This window comes from Gimesia maris, from assembly GCF_008298035.1.
Lineage (GTDB): Bacteria > Planctomycetota > Planctomycetia > Planctomycetales > Planctomycetaceae > Gimesia > Gimesia maris.
On sequence record NZ_CP042910.1, the window covers coordinates 5,844,716 to 5,862,268 of the forward strand.

General features: G+C 49.8%; 10 protein-coding genes. 8 read left to right on the plus strand and 2 right to left on the minus strand.

From position 1 onward, the window contains the following. Positions 1-16: 16 nt before the first annotated feature. From GmarT_RS21670 to GmarT_RS21685, 4 genes are all read left to right on the plus strand, one after another. A complete protein-coding gene (locus GmarT_RS21670; protein ID WP_002643788.1) occupies positions 17-961 on the plus strand; it encodes an SMP-30/gluconolactonase/LRE family protein in 945 nt (314 codons plus the stop codon). Positions 962-1,286: 325 nt separating this feature from the next. Continuing rightward, positions 1,287-2,474: a 2-oxoglutarate dehydrogenase complex dihydrolipoyllysine-residue succinyltransferase gene (odhB, locus tag GmarT_RS21675; protein ID WP_002643787.1), complete on the plus strand. Its 1,188-nt coding sequence runs from the start codon at positions 1,287-1,289 to the stop codon at positions 2,472-2,474. Between the two features lie 62 nt (positions 2,475-2,536). Next, positions 2,537-3,919 carry a dihydrolipoyl dehydrogenase gene (lpdA, locus tag GmarT_RS21680; protein WP_002643786.1) on the plus strand — a complete coding sequence of 461 codons (1,383 nt, stop codon included), beginning with the start codon at positions 2,537-2,539 and terminating at the stop codon, positions 3,917-3,919. A 1-nt stretch (position 3,920) separates the two neighbouring features. Beyond that, positions 3,921-4,658: a lipoate--protein ligase family protein gene (locus tag GmarT_RS21685; RefSeq protein WP_002643785.1), complete on the plus strand. Its 738-nt coding sequence runs from the start codon at positions 3,921-3,923 to the stop codon at positions 4,656-4,658. A gap of 1 nt (position 4,659) precedes the next feature. Here GmarT_RS21685 and GmarT_RS21690 read toward each other — a convergent pair whose 3' ends face one another. After that, positions 4,660-6,108 carry an MATE family efflux transporter gene (locus GmarT_RS21690; protein ID WP_044236103.1) on the minus strand — a complete coding sequence of 483 codons (1,449 nt, stop codon included), beginning with the start codon at positions 6,106-6,108 and terminating at the stop codon, positions 4,660-4,662. A 497-nt stretch (positions 6,109-6,605) separates the two neighbouring features. Between GmarT_RS21690 and GmarT_RS21695 the strand changes: the two genes are divergently transcribed. From GmarT_RS21695 to GmarT_RS21705, 3 genes are all read left to right on the plus strand, one after another. Next, complete coding sequence (locus tag GmarT_RS21695) at positions 6,606-8,675, plus strand: ABC transporter ATP-binding protein (RefSeq protein ID WP_149303217.1); 2,070 nt, start codon at positions 6,606-6,608, stop codon at positions 8,673-8,675. A 154-nt stretch (positions 8,676-8,829) separates the two neighbouring features. Continuing rightward, complete coding sequence (locus GmarT_RS21700) at positions 8,830-9,393, plus strand: hypothetical protein (protein WP_149303219.1); 564 nt, start codon at positions 8,830-8,832, stop codon at positions 9,391-9,393. Positions 9,394-9,537: 144 nt separating this feature from the next. Beyond that, positions 9,538-12,066 (plus strand): prolyl oligopeptidase family serine peptidase, encoded by a 2,529-nt coding sequence (locus tag GmarT_RS21705; protein WP_149303833.1) that lies wholly within the window; start codon positions 9,538-9,540, stop codon positions 12,064-12,066. Between the two features lie 26 nt (positions 12,067-12,092). On the opposite strand, the gene GmarT_RS21710 is transcribed toward GmarT_RS21705, so the two are convergent. Next, positions 12,093-13,364, minus strand: a complete 1,272-nt coding sequence (locus GmarT_RS21710; protein ID WP_044237304.1) for a hypothetical protein — start codon at positions 13,362-13,364, stop codon at positions 12,093-12,095. Positions 13,365-13,741: 377 nt separating this feature from the next. Here GmarT_RS21710 and GmarT_RS21715 point away from each other — a divergent pair, with 377 nt between their 5' ends. Beyond that, positions 13,742-17,440, plus strand: coding sequence for a [protein-PII] uridylyltransferase family protein (locus GmarT_RS21715; RefSeq protein WP_149303221.1), 3,699 nt, complete (start codon positions 13,742-13,744; stop codon positions 17,438-17,440). Positions 17,441-17,553: the final 113 nt, after the last annotated feature.

Consider the following 17,553-nt stretch of genomic DNA (forward strand, 5'->3'; position numbering starts at 1 on the left):
CTCCAAGGAGTCCCCGATGAAAAACATACTGAACTGGACTGCAGTGGCTCTGATGCTTTCCCTGTCTGCTGCGATGACACAGGCGGAAGATCAGGCCGAAATCCCCGGCGTAGGCCCCGTCAGCAAGCCCGTTAAACTGTTTACTGATTTCAAATTTACGGAAGGTCCCGCGTTTGACCTGCAGGGAAACCTCTATTTTACGGATATCCCCGATAATAAAATCTACCAGGTCGACACAAAGGGTAAACTGTCCACCTTCCTGGAGCCCTCCAATCACTGTAATGGCCTGATGCTCGACGGAGCGAACAAGCTGCTGGCTTGTGAAATGGACGGACGACTGGTCAGTATCAACCTGAAAGACAAAAAAGTCACACCGCTGGCACCACAATACAAGGGACAACGATTCAACGCCCCCAACGATCTGGTCATCGATCAGACGGGAGGCATCTACTTCACAGATCCTCATTTCCGGGCCCCTGAACCACTGCCACAGGGTAAAGTTGCCGTCTATTACCGCGCCGCGGATGGCGAAGTGACTCGCCTGGTGGACGATCTGGCAGCCCCGAATGGCGTGATTCTTTCTCCCGACGAAAAGACACTGTACGTGATTCCGAGTATGTCGAAAGAAATGTGGGCCTATCCTGTAACCTCTCCTGGTAAAATCGGCAAAGGCCGTGTTTTCTGCAGCCTGAAGCAGGAACCTGGGACACCCGAACCGGGCAGAGGCGGCGATGGTCTGACGATCGATACCAAGGGAAATCTCTATATTACCTCGGGGTTGGGACTGCAGGTCTTCTCTCCTGAAGGGAAACTGCTGGGCATTATAGAAGTCCCTGAAAAACCGGCCAATGTGACATTTGGCGGAAAAGATAATGCGAGTCTGTTCATTACCGCACGCACTTCGCTGTATCGCGTGGACACCAAAGCCAAAGGGCACCGTTTCCCTGGTAAATCCTCATGATGCCGGCAATACAACTGATGCGACTTGTTCCATCTGGTTCGATAATGAGTGAACCGGGATAAACTAAACGCTGGTCTGGCTGAAAAGCCGATAAAAAGACCAGCGTTTTTTTGTGGAAACAGGCTAATCCACAGGATGTGGTCTGTTTCGCTCGATTCCGTTCAAAAATTTTTCCTGATTATCATCTTCCCTGTACGCGGGAATTGTGCTGGCTTTCTTAAGAAGTCATAATCAAAACTGCTGTTCGCAAATTGAAGAAAATCATCTGAAATAAGTCTGAAAACATACGTTTTTTCCCCGTGACTCGGTTGGAGTATAGTGTCCGATGTCTGTTGAAATTAAAGTCCCCTCGGTGGGGGAATCCATCTCCGAAGTCCAAATCGGAGCCTGGCACGCTGCAGAAGGTAAATGGGTCGCTCAGGACAGTGAAATTGTCGAGCTCGAAACCGATAAAGCCACCTTCGATGTTCCCGCCCCGATGGATGGGATCATTATCGAAATACTGAAAAAAACCGGGGAGATGGCAGCCGTTGGTGAAGTCATCGGTTATCTGGAAGAAGCGGAACGCCCCGCAGGAGTTGAAGAGCCTGCCCCGGAAAAGAGTCCGGCCAAAGCAGAAGCGGCGCCTGCTCCCGCTGCCAGTCAATCCGCGTCCACCGGATCCGGCGAACGCGTCATGCCGGCAGCCGCTCGTGTGATGGCAGAAAAAGGATTGAGCCCGGCGGATGTCAAAGGGACAGGTCCGGGAGGACGCATCCTGAAAGAGGACGCCCTCAACTATCAGGCGTCCAGCGGTTCAGACAACGGTGCCTATCGCGAAGAAGAAATTGTTCCCATGAGTCCCATCCGCAAAAAAATTGCGGAACGACTTGTCGAAGCCCAGTCCAACGCAGCCCTGCTGACAACGTTCAACGAAGTGGACATGTCGGCCGTGATGGAACTGCGGACCAAATACAAAGACATGTTTCTCAAGAAGTTTGATGTCAAACTGGGTTTCATGTCATTTTTCGTCAAAGCCGTCGTGGATGGCTTGAACCAGTATCCACAAATCAATGCCGAAATTCGCGGCACCGATCTGGTCTTCCGCAACTACTATGACATCGGGATTGCTGTCGGCGGCGGAAAAGGCCTGGTCGTTCCCATTCTGCGAAATGCAGAGCGACTCAGTTTTGCGGACATCGAACTCAAAATCAACGACTTCGGCCAACGTGCCAAAGCGAATAAAATCAGCCTCGAAGAACTTCAGGGGGGCACCTTCACGATCACCAATGGTGGCGTGTACGGATCATTGCTTTCCACTCCGATTGTGAACCCGCCTCAAAGTGGCGTGCTCGGCATGCATGGAATTCAGGAACGTCCTGTCGCCATTAATGGCCAGGTCGTGATTCGTCCCATGATGTATATCGCTTTGACGTACGATCACCGTGTCGTAGACGGCAGAGAAGCTGTGGTCTTCCTCAAACGAGTCAAAGAAGTCCTGGAAGAACCATCACGCATGCTGATGGAAGTCTGAGAATCAAACGCACATCTTAAGAGGTTTGGAAAGGTTTCCTGCCACTGCAGGAAAATGAGAAAATGAACCACGATCTGGTTATTATCGGTGCTGGTCCCGGTGGTTATATTGCAGCAATCCGTGCTGCTCAACTGGGCTTGAATGTCGCCTGTATCGAAAAAGAACGCATGCTCGGTGGCACCTGTCTGCGAGTCGGCTGCATCCCCAGTAAAGCGCTGCTCGAATCGAGTGAGCTGTATAAAGAAGCAGAACACACTTTCAAAGATCGCGGCATCAACGTCGGCTCGCTGTCGCTCGACCTCGAAAAGATGTTGAGTCAGAAAAACCGAACCGTCAAAACCATGGGCGGCGGCATCGACTCGCTGTTCAAGAAAAACAAAATCACCCGCTATTCCGGTCACGCCACGATCACCGCTCCCGGAAAAGTCTCTGTGAATAATGGTGACGAAACAACCGAGCTGGAAGCCAAATACATTCTGATTGCCACCGGCAGTGAACCTTCCACCTTGCCAGGAATCGAACTCGACGGCGATCGTGTCGGTACAAGTACAGAAGCGCTTTCCTACGAACAGGTTCCCAAACATCTCGTCGTGATTGGCGGCGGTGTAATCGGCCTGGAACTCGGGGCCGTCTGGAGCCGCCTGGGAGCGAAAGTCACCGTGCTGGAATACCTGGATCGCATCCTGCCTACCACGGACCTGGAAATCGCCAAAGAGGCACAGAAGATCTTCGAAAAACAGGGGATTGAATTCCAGCTGGGCTGCCGGGTGACCGGAGTGAAAGCCAACAAAAAGACCTGTGATGTTGAAATTGCCGACGCCAAGTCTATCCGTTGCGACCGGGTTCTCGTCGCAGTGGGGCGACGTCCCAATACGGACAACCTGGGTCTGGAAGAAATCGGGATCGCCTTGGATAAACGAGGGTTTATCCCGGTCGACGCCCATTACGAAACCGCCGTCAAAGGCATCTTCGCCATAGGCGATGTTATCGGCGGCGCCATGCTGGCACATAAAGCGGAAGACGAAGGAGTCGCATTTTCCGAACGCCTGGTGACAGGTTATGGACACGTTAATTACGATGCGATTCCCAGTGTTGCCTATACCAATCCGGAAATCGCCGCCGTCGGAAAAACAGAAGAACAACTGAAAGAGGAAGGCATCGAGTACCGTAAAGGGGTCTTTCCCTTTATCGCCAACGGACGCGCCCGTGCGATGGGGCAGACAGAAGGCAAAGTCAAGATGCTGGCGGACAAGCAGACAGATCGTGTGTTAGGTGTTCACATCCTCGGACCGCGCGCGGGAGACCTGATCGCCGAATGTGCCGTCGCCATGGAATTTGGTGCCAGCAGCGAAGATATCGCCCGCTGCTGCCATGCCCATCCGACGCTGGCAGAAGCGGTTAAAGAAGCAGCACTGGCGGTCGATAAACGGGCCCTCAACTTCTGAGATGTCTGATATTCGCTGTCATTTTTCCGACACGACACTCTCGACTCCTGCTGAAAATCTGGCACTCGACGAGAGCCTGTTGTATCAGATTAATCAGCAGGACTCTCTGGGCTGCCTGAGAATCTGGGAAGTGGATCAATACGCGGTTGTTCTGGGCAGTTCGAACCAGGTTGCTGAAAATGTGAACCAGGCGGCCTGCCTGCAGGATCAGATTCCCGTACTCCGTCGTTGTACTGGTGGCGGAACCGTATTGCTGGGCCCGGGCTGTTTTATCTATTCGTTGTTTCTGCGCATCACTGCCGAGCAGCACCTGGCAGGCATCGAAGCGACCACGCGGGAAATATTGAGACGTATCTCCGGGACTCTCAATCAACTCAAACCGGAACGGTCTGTTGAAGTGCGTGGCATCAGCGATCTGACCGTTGAGGGACACAAATTTTCCGGGAACTCTCAACGGTGGTTAACCACCACGCTCCTGCATCATGGTACGATTCTCTACGACTTCGACCTGGAACGCATTCCCCGGTATCTGACCAGTCCCGAACGGGAGCCTGACTATCGATCCCATCGTGACCATCTGGAGTTTGTCACCAATTATGAGATCAATCCTACTCAACTCAGAGACGCGCTGATCGAAACCTGGCAGGCATCAGAGCCTGAACCCGTACTGCCCTGCGAACGTGTGCAGCAGTTGGTACAGGAAAAATATGCGACGGAGAACTGGAATCTCCGCCGCTGAATCAGGACAATGCTTCCTGAATGGGTTGTTCGTGCTCTTCGACCTCAACAGTCGAAAAATGATCTTCAATGACCCTCATTTTTTTCCAGTGCCCTGCCTGGAAGCGAATCAGATACCCGAATCCCAACACGCCGATATACGCCGTACAGGCAGTCCAGCTGCCAAAGATTTTTTCATCCGCATACTTCCAGATCAGAAATGTCGGTATGACCATGATGGCCCAGCCTGTAATCAGTGAATAGATCATGCAGAACCGGGTATCGCCGGCTCCGCGAATCGCCGATCCGAAGATCACTGCCAATGCGTCAAAAAATGAAAATAATGCAGCAAATCGCAGCAGGATGACGGTCATCTGTTTCACCTGCTGAAACTCTTCCGTCATGACTTCCGGTTGATAGGGACTGAGTAACAGTTCGGGTAATCCCACATAAATCACTGCAAAAACAGCCATATATAAAGCCGAGACGATAAAGGCTTTCCAGGTTGTTTTGACTGCCAGTTGAGGCCGTCCCTCTCCAATGCGTTTACCGACCAGCGTCATCACCGCCGTGCCGACTCCCATCATGGGCACAAAAGCCAGTGAGTTCAGATTAAAGGCAATCGTCGTGGCAGCCAGTTCAATTTTTCCGATGCGTCCGACCAGGACCACAAACAGGGTGAAGCCGACTATGTCAACGAAATACAGCATTCCATTGGGAAACCCATAACGGATCAATCGCATGAGCAGACTTTGATTCCAGTGGTAGTGATTGAGTAAGCCATACTCGCGGGCTTCATGCCGGGCAAAGATGATCGCAGCATAAAAACCCATTGTCGCTACATTGGCCAGTACCGTTGCAATCGCGGCTCCTTTGATCCCCATAGCAGGAATTGGTCCTGCCCCAAAGATCAGCAGGTAATCCAGAATCATATTGACGATTACCCCCGCCAGATTTACCCACATCACGACCATGGTCTTGCTGCGACCGGTATAGAAGCACGAGAGTACTGTCGAGATTAATGAGGGACCTGAGCCCAGACAGAGAATCGAAAAATAATCTACTTCCAGAACCTGGATTTCATTAGCGTGACCAATCCAGTGAAAAAAAGTACTGGAGAGCGGGATGCCCAGCAACAGGATACCTCCCCAGATCAACGCCAGGTAAAATCCCTGCCAGACCGATTCTGAAACGTACTGCTTCTGACCGGCACCTTCGTACTGCGCCACAAACGTATTCACATACGTCGCCATACCCATCGCAATCGACATTATGGCCCATTGAATCATCCCGGCGGGTAAAGCAGCAGCAACGGCATCTGTTGACCACCAGGACAGGAAGATACGGTCTACTACGTGCATAATGGAAAGCGAACCGCAACTGAGCACCAGGGGTATTGCCACGTTCGCCAGTTCGCGTAAGCTTCCTGGTCGTACAAGACTATTCTGATTTTCAAGGGACGATGAGTCCATCTAGACTGTGTCCAGTTTTACTGTAGCGTCTCCAGGGTCATTTGAACCGAGTATATTAGAATGAGAGACGCTATGGTTAAATGCGCTGCGCTCAAATAGAATCCGATTCAGGATAATTAGAGCGCAGAATACAATCGCCGGAATTGTAATAGCAGAGAAGGAAAAACGCAGACCGCCGGCTGGCAGCATATCACAATTTTCACACAAATGCCCCTACCCACGACACGTCAGAACTGCAATTAGTTCGCAATTCTCTCCACAATCCCAGCCCGATTCTGCTGCTGGAAACTTCTGGCATATTGTCCAGATCTACAGAACTTAAAATCTCGTCTGGACCTGATTTGCAATTCCTAGTTTAATTCACGGATTTCATCGGGCAGCCCCTGGTCCGGGACTCCTTTCCTGACTGATACCGGCGTCTGACAAAAGCACATAAATTGCTTCTAAGTAAACACTTAAGACAAAACATCCTAAACTAAAGCACCAGAGTGAATCCTGTGAACAGTTTTACGCGATTAATTAAATATGTCTGGCCTTACCGTAAAAGACTGGTCGTTTCCTTCTTTTTTGCAATCATGGTAGCGATCCTCTGGGGAGCGAATCTCTCTGCCACATTCCTGGTGGTCAAGGTCCTGCTGGAAGGGAAAACCCTGGGTGGTTACGTCCAGGAACAGATCAGTGAGACGGAAGCAATCATTCAGGACAAATCAAAAGTCGTGAAGGATCTCTCCAGATCGATTCAATCTCAAAATCCCACAGAGAGTAATCCTGATTCCACGCTCACACAAACGGATCTGGCAGCGGCCCCCGTCGATTTGCTCAGCGAGCATACCCGCCAGCAGACCAAACTCAATACAGCTTCGCAGAAACTGCTGGTACTGAAGTGGATCCAGTCCACGATTATCAGTCGTATCCCGGAAGATCCGTTTGACACATTTGTAGTCATCCTGGGCCTGCTGCTCATTACAACTTTCATTAAAGGCATCTGTATATTCACGCAGGATGTGATGGTCGGGGGCGTCGTGGAACTGGTGACGATGGCAATCCGCAAAGAATGCTTTCGCAAGGTTCTCGATCTGGATTACCAGAGTATCTCTGATGAGGGAACGGCGTCGCTGATGTCACGCTTCACGTTTGACATGCAACAGCTTTCTCAAGGTTTAACACTGATGGGCGGTAAAATTATCCGTGAACCGCTCAAGGCACTCGCCTGCATTGTCTTTGCGTTCATGGTTAACTGGAGACTGACTCTGCTTTCTTTCGTGTTCGCCCCTCTGATTGCGATCGTATTTTACAAAATCGGAAAAACCCTGAAACATGCCAGTCAGAAAATGATGGAAAGCATGTCACGCATCTACAAAACACTCGAAGAGTCCTTCGAAAGCTCGAAGGTCATTATTGCTTTCAACGGCGCACGCAAACACCGTAACCGCTTCCATCATGAGAATAAAGAGTTCTTCAGGAAAGCACTGAGGATTCTCCGTATCGATTCGCTGACGAGCCCGACCACCGAAATGCTGGGATTGATGGCCATTTTTATCGCCCTGATTCCCGGTTCCTACCTGGTCCTGCGTCAAAAAACAGAAATCTGGGGAATCCAGCTCTCAGCAGCCCCCATGGATATTGCGACCCTCTCAATGATGTACGCTTTACTGGCCGGGATTTCTGATCCCGCGCGAAAAATGTCTTCTGTCTATTCAAAACTGAAAAAAACCGGCGCTGCCCTGGAACGGATTTTTCAGATCATCGACCGTGAATCCATGGTGAAAGAAACGGATGACCCCGAACGCTTCCCTACCGAAGTGCAGACTGTCAAATTCAACAAAATTGATTTTACCTACGCACAACGGAAAGAATCGACACGAAATAACGATCCGATTCTGGATGGAGTCAATCTGGAAATCAATGCCGGTGAAGTTGTACTTGTTGTTGGCGAAAACGGTTCCGGTAAATCCACACTCGTCAATCTGCTGCCCCGTTTTTATGATCCCGATAAGGGGAATATCTTCATCAATGAAGTCGATATCCGGGATATCCGCCTGAAAGATCTGCGAAATCATATCGGAGTGGTCTCCCAGGAAACCATGCTGTTTGACGATTCGATTCTGGAAAACATCCGCTATGGTCGCCCCAACGCCACCAGGCTTGAAATTGAATCGGTCGCCAGAAAATCTCATGTATTGCAGTTCGCTGAACAGATGCCAGAGGGACTGAACTATAATGTGGGAGAGAAAGGGCACGAACTCTCCGGCGGTCAGCGGCAGAGAATAGCGCTGGCACGGGCGATTCTCCGCGATCCGGCAATTCTGATTCTGGATGAAGCGACTTCCGCCATCGATTCCCAGAGTGAAATCCTGATCCATAAAGCATTGAAAGAGTTTTCCCCGGGCCGAACCGTCTTTATCATCACGCATTCCGTAGGCCAAAGCCTGCTGGAATTTGCAAACCGGATCGTTGTCATGGATTCCGGCAAAGTCGTGGCGACGGGACCGCATCACGTACTTGTCGACTCCTGCCCGCAATACCAGAGCCTGCTCAGTGCACAGGTCAGACAGCGTTCTGCCTGATATCGATGAGCTCTCTGGCAGCATCTGCACTGCAGACTGGCGACACACCGATTCAATGAAAATCTCGACTCCCCGTTCGCAAATGGGTATGATATCGCGAAGTTGATGTCACTCTTACCCGTTTCATCCCTCGAAGCCACAGGAACTGCGAACCATGAAGTCGACGCTTACTACGATTCTCGTCATGCTTGTTCTTGCCAGCCTGCTGAATCAACAGCATCCTTTTTCCTCTGAAACAGAAGTCAAAGCTCAACCCCCTGCACAGGTGGCTGAAGAATCTCTTGAGAGAAAAATTGACCGATACCTGGAATCAGAAGTCGCGCGTGAAAAACATCGCAAACACTCAGACCGCGAAAAAGATCAACCACGACGCCGGGCACCTGCAGGGCGTACCGGGGAACCACATCATCCAGACCATCGAGAACATGAGCGCCACATGGATGAACAGCGACACCGGATTCAAAAAATGCATGTTGCAGCGGAACACCTGCAGGATGCTGGCCTGCCTGAACTGGCACATCGGGTACACCGCGAAGCAGAAGAGCGACAACAACGTCTGCAGCAACTCCTCGAACACAGACACCCTTCCGAGCATGGTCCCCACGGCGCAGTACAGGACTCGCTGCAGCAACTGCGAAACGAGGTTCATGAATTGAAACGGGAAGTGCACGAACTCCGCTCGATTCTTGTGGAACGCGTACCAGAACGGAACCAATAGTATTCTGTGAGGATCTCACTGCATTCGAGGAAATGAGCAGATACAAATTGCATCGTGTACGGACAAACAATAGAATATTTGAATTAAACAGCTTGCGCCTGTTTATTTTTCTTATATTCAATTCACTACTCCAGAGATGCTTTCATGGTAGACCCGCTCTCAATTCATTGCCCTCACTGTGAGACCTCTTTTAAAATAAAAAACAAATCCGCATTTGGGAAAAAAGTAAAATGCCCCAAATGCGAAACCCCCTTTGTCATCCCCAGACCGGCCTCCATCAAGTCGAGTTCCAGCAGTAAGAAATCGAAGCCATCGACGTTCGCAGAGGAATTCTTCGGCGACGAGAGCGAATCATCTTACAGTCTGGGGGATGACGAATTTGATGACTGGGAGGAAGATCTCAGTAAAGGCCCCTCGGATAAAATTTCTACCCCGAAGAAAAAACGGGGAGCCAAATCAACTGCGAAATCGAAACGGTCCAGACCTGCTCCGACACGATCGAACCAATATGCTCCCTTAATTGCCGTTGCCGGATGCCTCCTGTTTCTCTTTTTTGCCTATATTCTGGTGAATCACCTGTTTCCTCAGAACGGCAATCCAAACAGGCTGGCAGGCGGAGAGGATTTAAAAAAAGCGAATAAACTGAATGTCGTTCCCGTTGCGCCTCTTGAATCAGACTGGCCTGAACCGGGAGTGCAAGGCGCTCATGTTTTCCAGGAACGCCAAACGGCATCAACAGCAAAAGTATATGACCTCGTCTGCTCTGGTGATCAAACTGTGACGGGGAGTACCCAGAAATTCAAGGTCTATCTCCCCCCTGATATGCCGGAGAACACTCAGGTTCCCTGCGTTCTGGTTCCTCCGGCAGGTGCGACTCTACTCACGGGGATGGATATTGACCTGAATGACATTTCGCTTGATGCTGAACATGAACCCTATATCAAAGCAGGCTTTGCTGTCATTACGTTTTCTATTGATGGCCCCATTGGTGAAATCGAAACCACAACCAACGATCAGTTTGCTGCAGCACATATGAAGTTCCGTAAGAGCCATGCGGGAGTCGTCAATTGTGTGAACGCGTTTCAGCAGTTGATAGAAACCGTTCCGGGCATTGACCGCGATAACATTTTTATCGCCGGACACAGTTCCGCTGGTACGCTCTCCTTACTTTTCGCAGAATACTTTTCCGATGCATTTCAGGATGATTCCTTGAAACTGAAAGGTTGCCTGGCTTACGCTCCCGCCGTTGATCCCAGGGCGTTCTTCAAAGAAAACCTCCCCATCTTCAAAAGTATCATTCCCGATGTGGAAGAGTTTATACGAGTCTCGGCTCCCATCACCTATACGGAAAAGATTAATTGCCCTGTGTTCTTATTTCACTCCATCGGAGATCAGGTCACTTCTCACCCAAATACAGCAAAGTTTTCTGCGCAATTACAAAAACAGGGGGTCGATGTCAACTTCATTACCAGTAATGGTTTCGACCATTATCAGACGATGATTGACCAGGGAATTCCAAAGGGAATTCAGTGGATTCAAAGAAAAATTAATGGAGATCAAGATCCCCAGCCTCAGTCGACTCCTGATTCAACCCCCGTTGCAACTCCGAAGGCGTTGACTGATTCCAGGGTGGAGATGAATAAGAAAATGCGAGAGCAGGCAGCTGCGTCTCGCGCGAGGATGGAAAAAATGAGAATGCAGTTTCAGAACAGTGCATTCAAAGACAAACCTGATCCCAATACCCCGCAGCAAAGGGCCATCTTTAAAGTAGCGGGATATAATGAATTTTACACCACAGCCATGAAAAACAATCCGACGTTCTGGACCAGGTCAATTGAAGATAAGGTGGAATATGGCTTAACAAAGATCGTCAGTGGTTATATCAAAGGTTCCGTGCGTCTTGATCTGCAGAATCAGCTACTCAGTTTTAAGTTTTTCGGCAATCTGCCTGACAATATGGCGCAGCTTCTGGCAGAAGATAACACAGGCAATGCCGTCACACTGGATCCCTATCCGCCTGTCATCGAAGGTGTGAGCAACACCCCCACTGGGCCGGACAGCAACCAGGGACTGTTATTTAAGATCATTTTCCTCAAAGGTTTGAACTTTGACCGTGACAACTTTATGCGGATCGCGGAGATCAAATTGAAACAACTGGATAAATATGTTCCCGGATCACTTAAAATCAACCTCGAAGAGAAATGGGTTTTTGTTAAAGTCACTGATGATGAAAACGTCAAATACCAGATAGATAATCTTCTCTCGGGTGCGGGTGTTTCTGTCAGCCCAACACCAACCCGCCTTACTCCCGAAAATATTTCGAAATATGAAAATTACGGCTCTTCAACGAATCCCTCTAAGATGATTGATCTGGGATCAACAGCCTCCCAGGGGAAGACGGCTCAGAGATATGTCATTCAGTATGGTGTCTACGGCGGTGACAATGCGAAAGAATCAGTGCAGCGCAGTCTGAAAGGATTTGTGTGGGTTGATCAGAAATCGATCCAGTTTAATCCGCACAAGAAAGAAATTTCCTTCTCAAACCGAAGCCCCGTTGATACCGGTGCACTGGAGCGTGCATTGACGAGAAATAAATTCTATCAACTCGCGATCTCGCAGGAAGCCCTGCCTGCAAAAGCAGCGGATCCCGAGACCAGAGAAAAGCCGCAATAAACTTTCTCCTGGCTATGCTGCGAGTCTCAGGATTGCCCGATGATGCCTGAGATATCGATCAAATGCAGTTGTCGCCCTTCATTTTTGTGCGGACTGTCAATACAGACGTACTTTGCATTGGGGCTGAAACGAGGATGGGTATCCACTCGCCATTCACCAGTATAGACGGCGGGGGAATGAAAATGTCCCAGATCAATTCGCTTTCCTGATGCTACATGGTACAGGTGCGGTGTCTGAACCCGCTCTTTTCCTTTGGGATACGTATCATTCAGGATCCATTCCTTGCCCGGCAGGTAGCTCAGATGTCCTCCATTATCCAGCACTCCCTTTCCGACCTGCTGCAACTTGCCCTGCGATTCATCTTTCACCAGAAAATCACCCCAGGAGGGGCTGTCCGGAGTCGCTTTGGACTGTGTCAGAATATGATCGGGATCGCGCCAGATAAAGTGAGAAACAAAACCATTATCCACAACCACTCGTACATCGCTGCCATCCAGGTTTGCCGTCACCAGCCTGGAAAGTCGTTTGCCGTTCGGGTACTGCCAGCGATGCAGTGTGATAAAGCGGGAGCCATCCGGACTGAACAGTAAATGATTAAAATAATGTTTGATGTCCTGCTGTTGCCGGGGAATCGTTCCAGTGCGGGAAATTTGATCCAGAGTCAGAATCAGATCTGTCTTACCGGTTTCCAGGTCCACTTTGAAAATCCCGGAATCTTTGGGAGCCAGATCGTCAAATTGGGGATCGGGAAAGCCGGGATAACCATAACCGGGACGGACATCCTGAATCCTGCGAAAATCAGGAGTAATCGCAGTTTTACCATCCGGGCTCACTGAATAAACCGGTGCAGGAACAGTTCGACCTTTCCCTGTTTTCACATCCAGAATACGGCTCACAAACTGCCCCTGCTCTCGATCATTCCAGATGACCTTTGAATCGGAGCCAGGCAGCCATTGCAGCATACACCCCTGCTGCCAGTTCCAGGCAGAAGATTCTCCCAGTTCAATCCAGCGATCCTGATCCTGCAGATCAACCATCCCGACTTTAATTACATCATCGGCCTTCGGTGAACGATGTTCGAACGCCACTTCCATCCCCAGAACATAGCGACTGGTAGGATCAAACTGCAGCTTGTCATAATATCCAAACCAGTGATGCCGCGGACCTCTGGTAATCACGCGTGTCGGAGGGAACTCTACATTGTCAGCAAAGGCAATCCCGGCCAGTGCAGCGGAACCTGCGGTAGAAATCAGATGTGTGAGAAACTGACGACGGCTGATGGATTCAAGATGGATCATTGATTTTCTTCTGATTGAAATCACTGTAAGAACCGGTATGGCTCTGCAAGTTAAGCCAGATACGACATGGATTCAGATTAAAATAAACAGATCAGAAAAGCAACAGGATTCAACATTCCCAGCATTAACAGGATCATTAACTGTTAAAACAGATGAACCAACTGATTTCGAGTAATTTCAAAGGAGGAGAACCTTCTTTTGAATCGGCATCGGCTTTATAATACAGCCTGACACTTCACATGATTTTTGTACGCTGGACTTTCTCAGGCAACATCCAGCAGGTTATCCACCGCAATCGCAGACTCGCAAACCTCTGACCGGTGATTTGATCCATATCCGAACACCGGACCTGATACTCTGCAGGTTCTGCCGTTTTTATGAATATACCCGTGCTCTACTCCAACGCAGCGAAGCTTCTGGACCAGCAGGTTCCAGCCTCAGATCCGGAAGTACAACAGATTCTGGCTGGAATTGGATTTACAGATCAGGAACGCGCATTAACCCGTGTTCGCGAGATGTGTACTTCTGACGGTATCCGCAAAGAACTGACTCTGATCCTGCCCACACTCTTGCAGGCCTTGACGGATGCAGCCACTCCCGATGGATCACTGATCAATTTTGAACGCTTTATCAACAGTGTCTCTGAACCAGAGATCATGTTGAATTTTCTCACGCATAACCCCCGCGCTGTGGAAATTCTGGTCAGACTGTTTGTAGGCAGCCAGTTTCTCACAGAAATCCTGCTGAAAAACCCGGACTACCTGGAACGACTGACCCGTTATAACCGGATTGCCGAATTCAAAAGTCAGCAGCAGTTTTATTCAGAAGCAATGGCAGCAGCGCGGCAGGAAGCGAAGTCGACCGCAGAAATATTTGATATACTGCGTCGCTTTCAACGCTGGGAACTCCTGCGCATCGGTGCCTGTGACACTTTTGGCCTGATGGACCTGAAAAACATTACCGTTCAGCTTTCACTACTGGCAGACGGACTGGTCCAGACCTGTCTGACGATACTCTCGGAAGAATTGAACCTCCCGCTCGATGACTTTGCAGTACTGGCGTTCGGGAAGCTGGGAGGGGAAGAGTTAAACTACAGCTCGGATATCGACCTTGTCTTTATCGCAGGCGACAACTCTACACAGTACTGGCAACTCGGTCAGCGGCTGATCAAGTCTCTGATGGAATCCACATCAGAAGGTTTTTTATATCGTGTTGACATGCGCCTGCGCCCCTGGGGACGATCGGGAGCATTGGTCACAACCGTCGATGCCTATGTCGATTATTTTGCCAGGCATGGTCGCCTGTGGGAAAAGCAGGCGATGCTCAAAGCGCGTGTGATCGCGGGTAACCAGAATCTGGGAATTAATTTCTTTCGGCGGATTGAGCCACAGATTTTCAACTGCGATCCGGAAGAAGTGCGTAAAAATGTTCTGGAAATGAAACAACGAATTGAAGCGGAGTTGAAAAAGAAAGGCAAAGACTGGGGCGAAGTCAAATCGGGAAAAGGATCCATCCGCGATGTCGAATTTACCACACAATATCTGCAGATGGCAAATGGTGCCAAACATCCTTCGATTCGAAGTATCAATACCCTTGATGGACTGGTCAGGCTGGTGGACCATGGTCTGATTCAGGCAGATGAATATCGGCACTTAACCAGTGGTTATGTCTTTTTCCGTAAAATTGAACATGCGCTGCAGTTGATGCATTATAACCAGGAACATCATATGCCGACCGATGAGCGGGAACTGGCATATCTGGCGCGCAGACTCGATTTCCAGGAAGGTCAACAGCTCGTTCAATATTACGAACAACATCGTAAAGCGGTACGAAACATCTTCAAAAAGTATATCCATCCTCCTAAGTCAGACTCCGGTCTGCACACGGCTCAGTCGGAGCAGGAGAGCAATCCGATCGGCATGATGGCTGCTTCCTACTCAAAAGTCTTTAATGAAGCGGAAATCGAAAAACACAGCCAGATGGCCCGCAAGCTGAGTGAAACCAATAACGTAGAACTTCAAACAGAAAAAATTCCGGAAAACCAGTTGCGTCTCACCATGGTGGGCTTCGACCAGACGGGCGATCTGTCCCTGATCTGCGGTCTGCTGTTCGTCTATGGCTTTGATATCCAGCAAGGTCACCTGTTTACGAATCAGAAAGTCAATCCTGCTGCTTCCTCTCAAAGCCGTTCTCCCAAACTCAGTGAAAAGTCGAAAAGTAAACGCAAGTTCGTCATCGTGCTCGATGTCAAAGCATCTGATGCCGCCGTTCAGCCGTCATTCTGGATCAGCTATAAAAAAGACCTGACGGAACTGTTAAATAAAGTTGAAACCGGAAAAATTCAGGAGGCGGTCGGAGAACTTGCCAAGCGGGTCGCGGGGGCGCTGCACGATCTGCCTCAAGCCAGCCAGATGTTGTATCCGGTGGAAATCGAACTGGATAACGATACCGATGCACGCTACACCATCTTAAGGATTCAATCCGAGGATACGATTGGATTTCTTTATGAACTGACGAATGCGCTTTCCATGAGCGGCATCGATATCGCCAGAATGGTCATTGATTCTGAAGGAAATAAGGTCAGTGATGTCCTCTATGTTACTGATGACAAAGGGGAAAAAATCAGTGCCGAAGCGCAACAACAGGGATTGCGGGCTGCCATTGTCCTCATCAAACATTTTACGCACCTGCTGCCGCGCTCGCCCAATCCGGAATCTGCATTACTGCATTTCCGTGAATTCCTGGAACATCTGTTTAAACAGCCAAACTGGGTTGAAGAAATTTCGTCGCTTGAACGCACCAGTGTTCTCAGCGCCCTGGCCCGTCTGCTGGGCGTCAGTGATTTTCTCTGGGAAGACTTCCTGCGGTTGCAGCACTCGAATCTCTTCCCGGTGGTTGCAAATGTGGAAGAGTTAAAAAATCGCGTTTCGTTTGCAGAGCTAAAAGCAGAACTCGCACGGGAACTGGCAGAGGCAACTTCAGCGGAAGATCAGCAGGAACGCCTGAACGCGTTCAAAGACCGCGCCATGTTACGCACTGATATGCGGCACATCCTGGGTCATATTTCGGAATTTGGACAGTTTTCAGATGAACTGACTGATGTCGCCGAAGTCGTCGTCCAGGGTGCCTATGAAATCTGTGACCTGCAGTTACAGGAACGCTATGGCGTCCCTCGACTGGAGACGGAAGATCCCTGTCGAATTTCCATCTGCGCGCTGGGTAAATGTGGCGGTCGTGAACTGGGTTTCGCCTCGGATATTGAGCTGATGTTTATCTATGAAGGTTCCGGCCAGACCACCGGCCCTGAAATCATCACCAATAACGAATACTATCTGAAACTGGTTGAGAAATTCAGCAAGATGATCAAGACCAGAAGTGAGGGAATTTTCCAGATTGATCTTCGACTGCGACCTTATGGTCAGGCAGGCAGCCTGGCTGTTTCCGCCGAAGCATTCCAGAGTTACTTTTCTCACGAGGGCGCAGCCTGGCCTTACGAAAGACAGGCCCTGGTAAAACTCCGCCCGATTGCCGCGGATGAAGAATTCGGAAACCAGATAGTCCGCATGAGAGATTCCATTATCTATAGCGGCAAACCGTTCGACGTCGCTGCCATGCTGGCCATGCGAGAGAAGCAGATTCAGCAACTCGTCAAGGGGGGAACCATCAATGCCAAACTGGGGGATGGAGGACTTGTTGATTGTGAGTACCTGATCCAGAGTCTGCAGATCACTTATGGTCATCGGAATCCGGGTTTACGAACCACGAATACACTGGAAGGGATTGACTCACTCAAAGAACTGGGGTTAATCAGTCCTGATGATTACGTGAAACTCCGAAATGCCTACATCTTCCTCCGCAGACTCATCGATGCACTTCGCATGGTCAGAGGGAATGCCAAGGATTTAACAGTCCCGCCTCAAGACCAGGAAGAGTTCGACTTCCTTGCCAGGCGACTGGGATATGGTTCGCATACTGAGAAACTGCAGACTGAAATCTCCGTAACCATGGATCGTGTGCGTGACTTCAGTCGTCTACTGGCGCCTATTAAAGCCATGACTATTCGAACCAATGGCTGATCCCGGGTTTCTCCTACCCGCGGATTCATTGCAGCAATCTGCCGAACACTGCCTGCAGACAATCATCATTTTGATATCACTTTTATCACTTTGAGCGCACACTCTATTTAATC

Excerpts from the sequence above, each read along its gene's own strand:
- GmarT_RS21670 (WP_002643788.1), top strand. The coding sequence starts at position 17 with ATGAAAAACATACTGAACTGGACTGCAGTGGCTCTGATGCTTTCCCTG.
- odhB (WP_002643787.1), top strand. The coding sequence starts at position 1,287 with ATGTCTGTTGAAATTAAAGTCCCCTCGGTGGGGGAATCCATCTCCGAA.
- lpdA (WP_002643786.1), top strand. The coding sequence starts at position 2,537 with ATGAACCACGATCTGGTTATTATCGGTGCTGGTCCCGGTGGTTATATT.
- GmarT_RS21685 (WP_002643785.1), top strand. The coding sequence starts at position 3,921 with ATGTCTGATATTCGCTGTCATTTTTCCGACACGACACTCTCGACTCCT.
- GmarT_RS21690 (WP_044236103.1), bottom strand. The coding sequence starts at position 6,108 with ATGGACTCATCGTCCCTTGAAAATCAGAATAGTCTTGTACGACCAGGA.
- GmarT_RS21700 (WP_149303219.1), top strand. The coding sequence starts at position 8,830 with ATGAAGTCGACGCTTACTACGATTCTCGTCATGCTTGTTCTTGCCAGC.
- GmarT_RS21705 (WP_149303833.1), top strand. The coding sequence starts at position 9,538 with ATGGTAGACCCGCTCTCAATTCATTGCCCTCACTGTGAGACCTCTTTT.
- GmarT_RS21710 (WP_044237304.1), bottom strand. The coding sequence starts at position 13,364 with ATGATCCATCTTGAATCCATCAGCCGTCGTCAGTTTCTCACACATCTG.
- GmarT_RS21715 (WP_149303221.1), top strand. The coding sequence starts at position 13,742 with ATGAATATACCCGTGCTCTACTCCAACGCAGCGAAGCTTCTGGACCAG.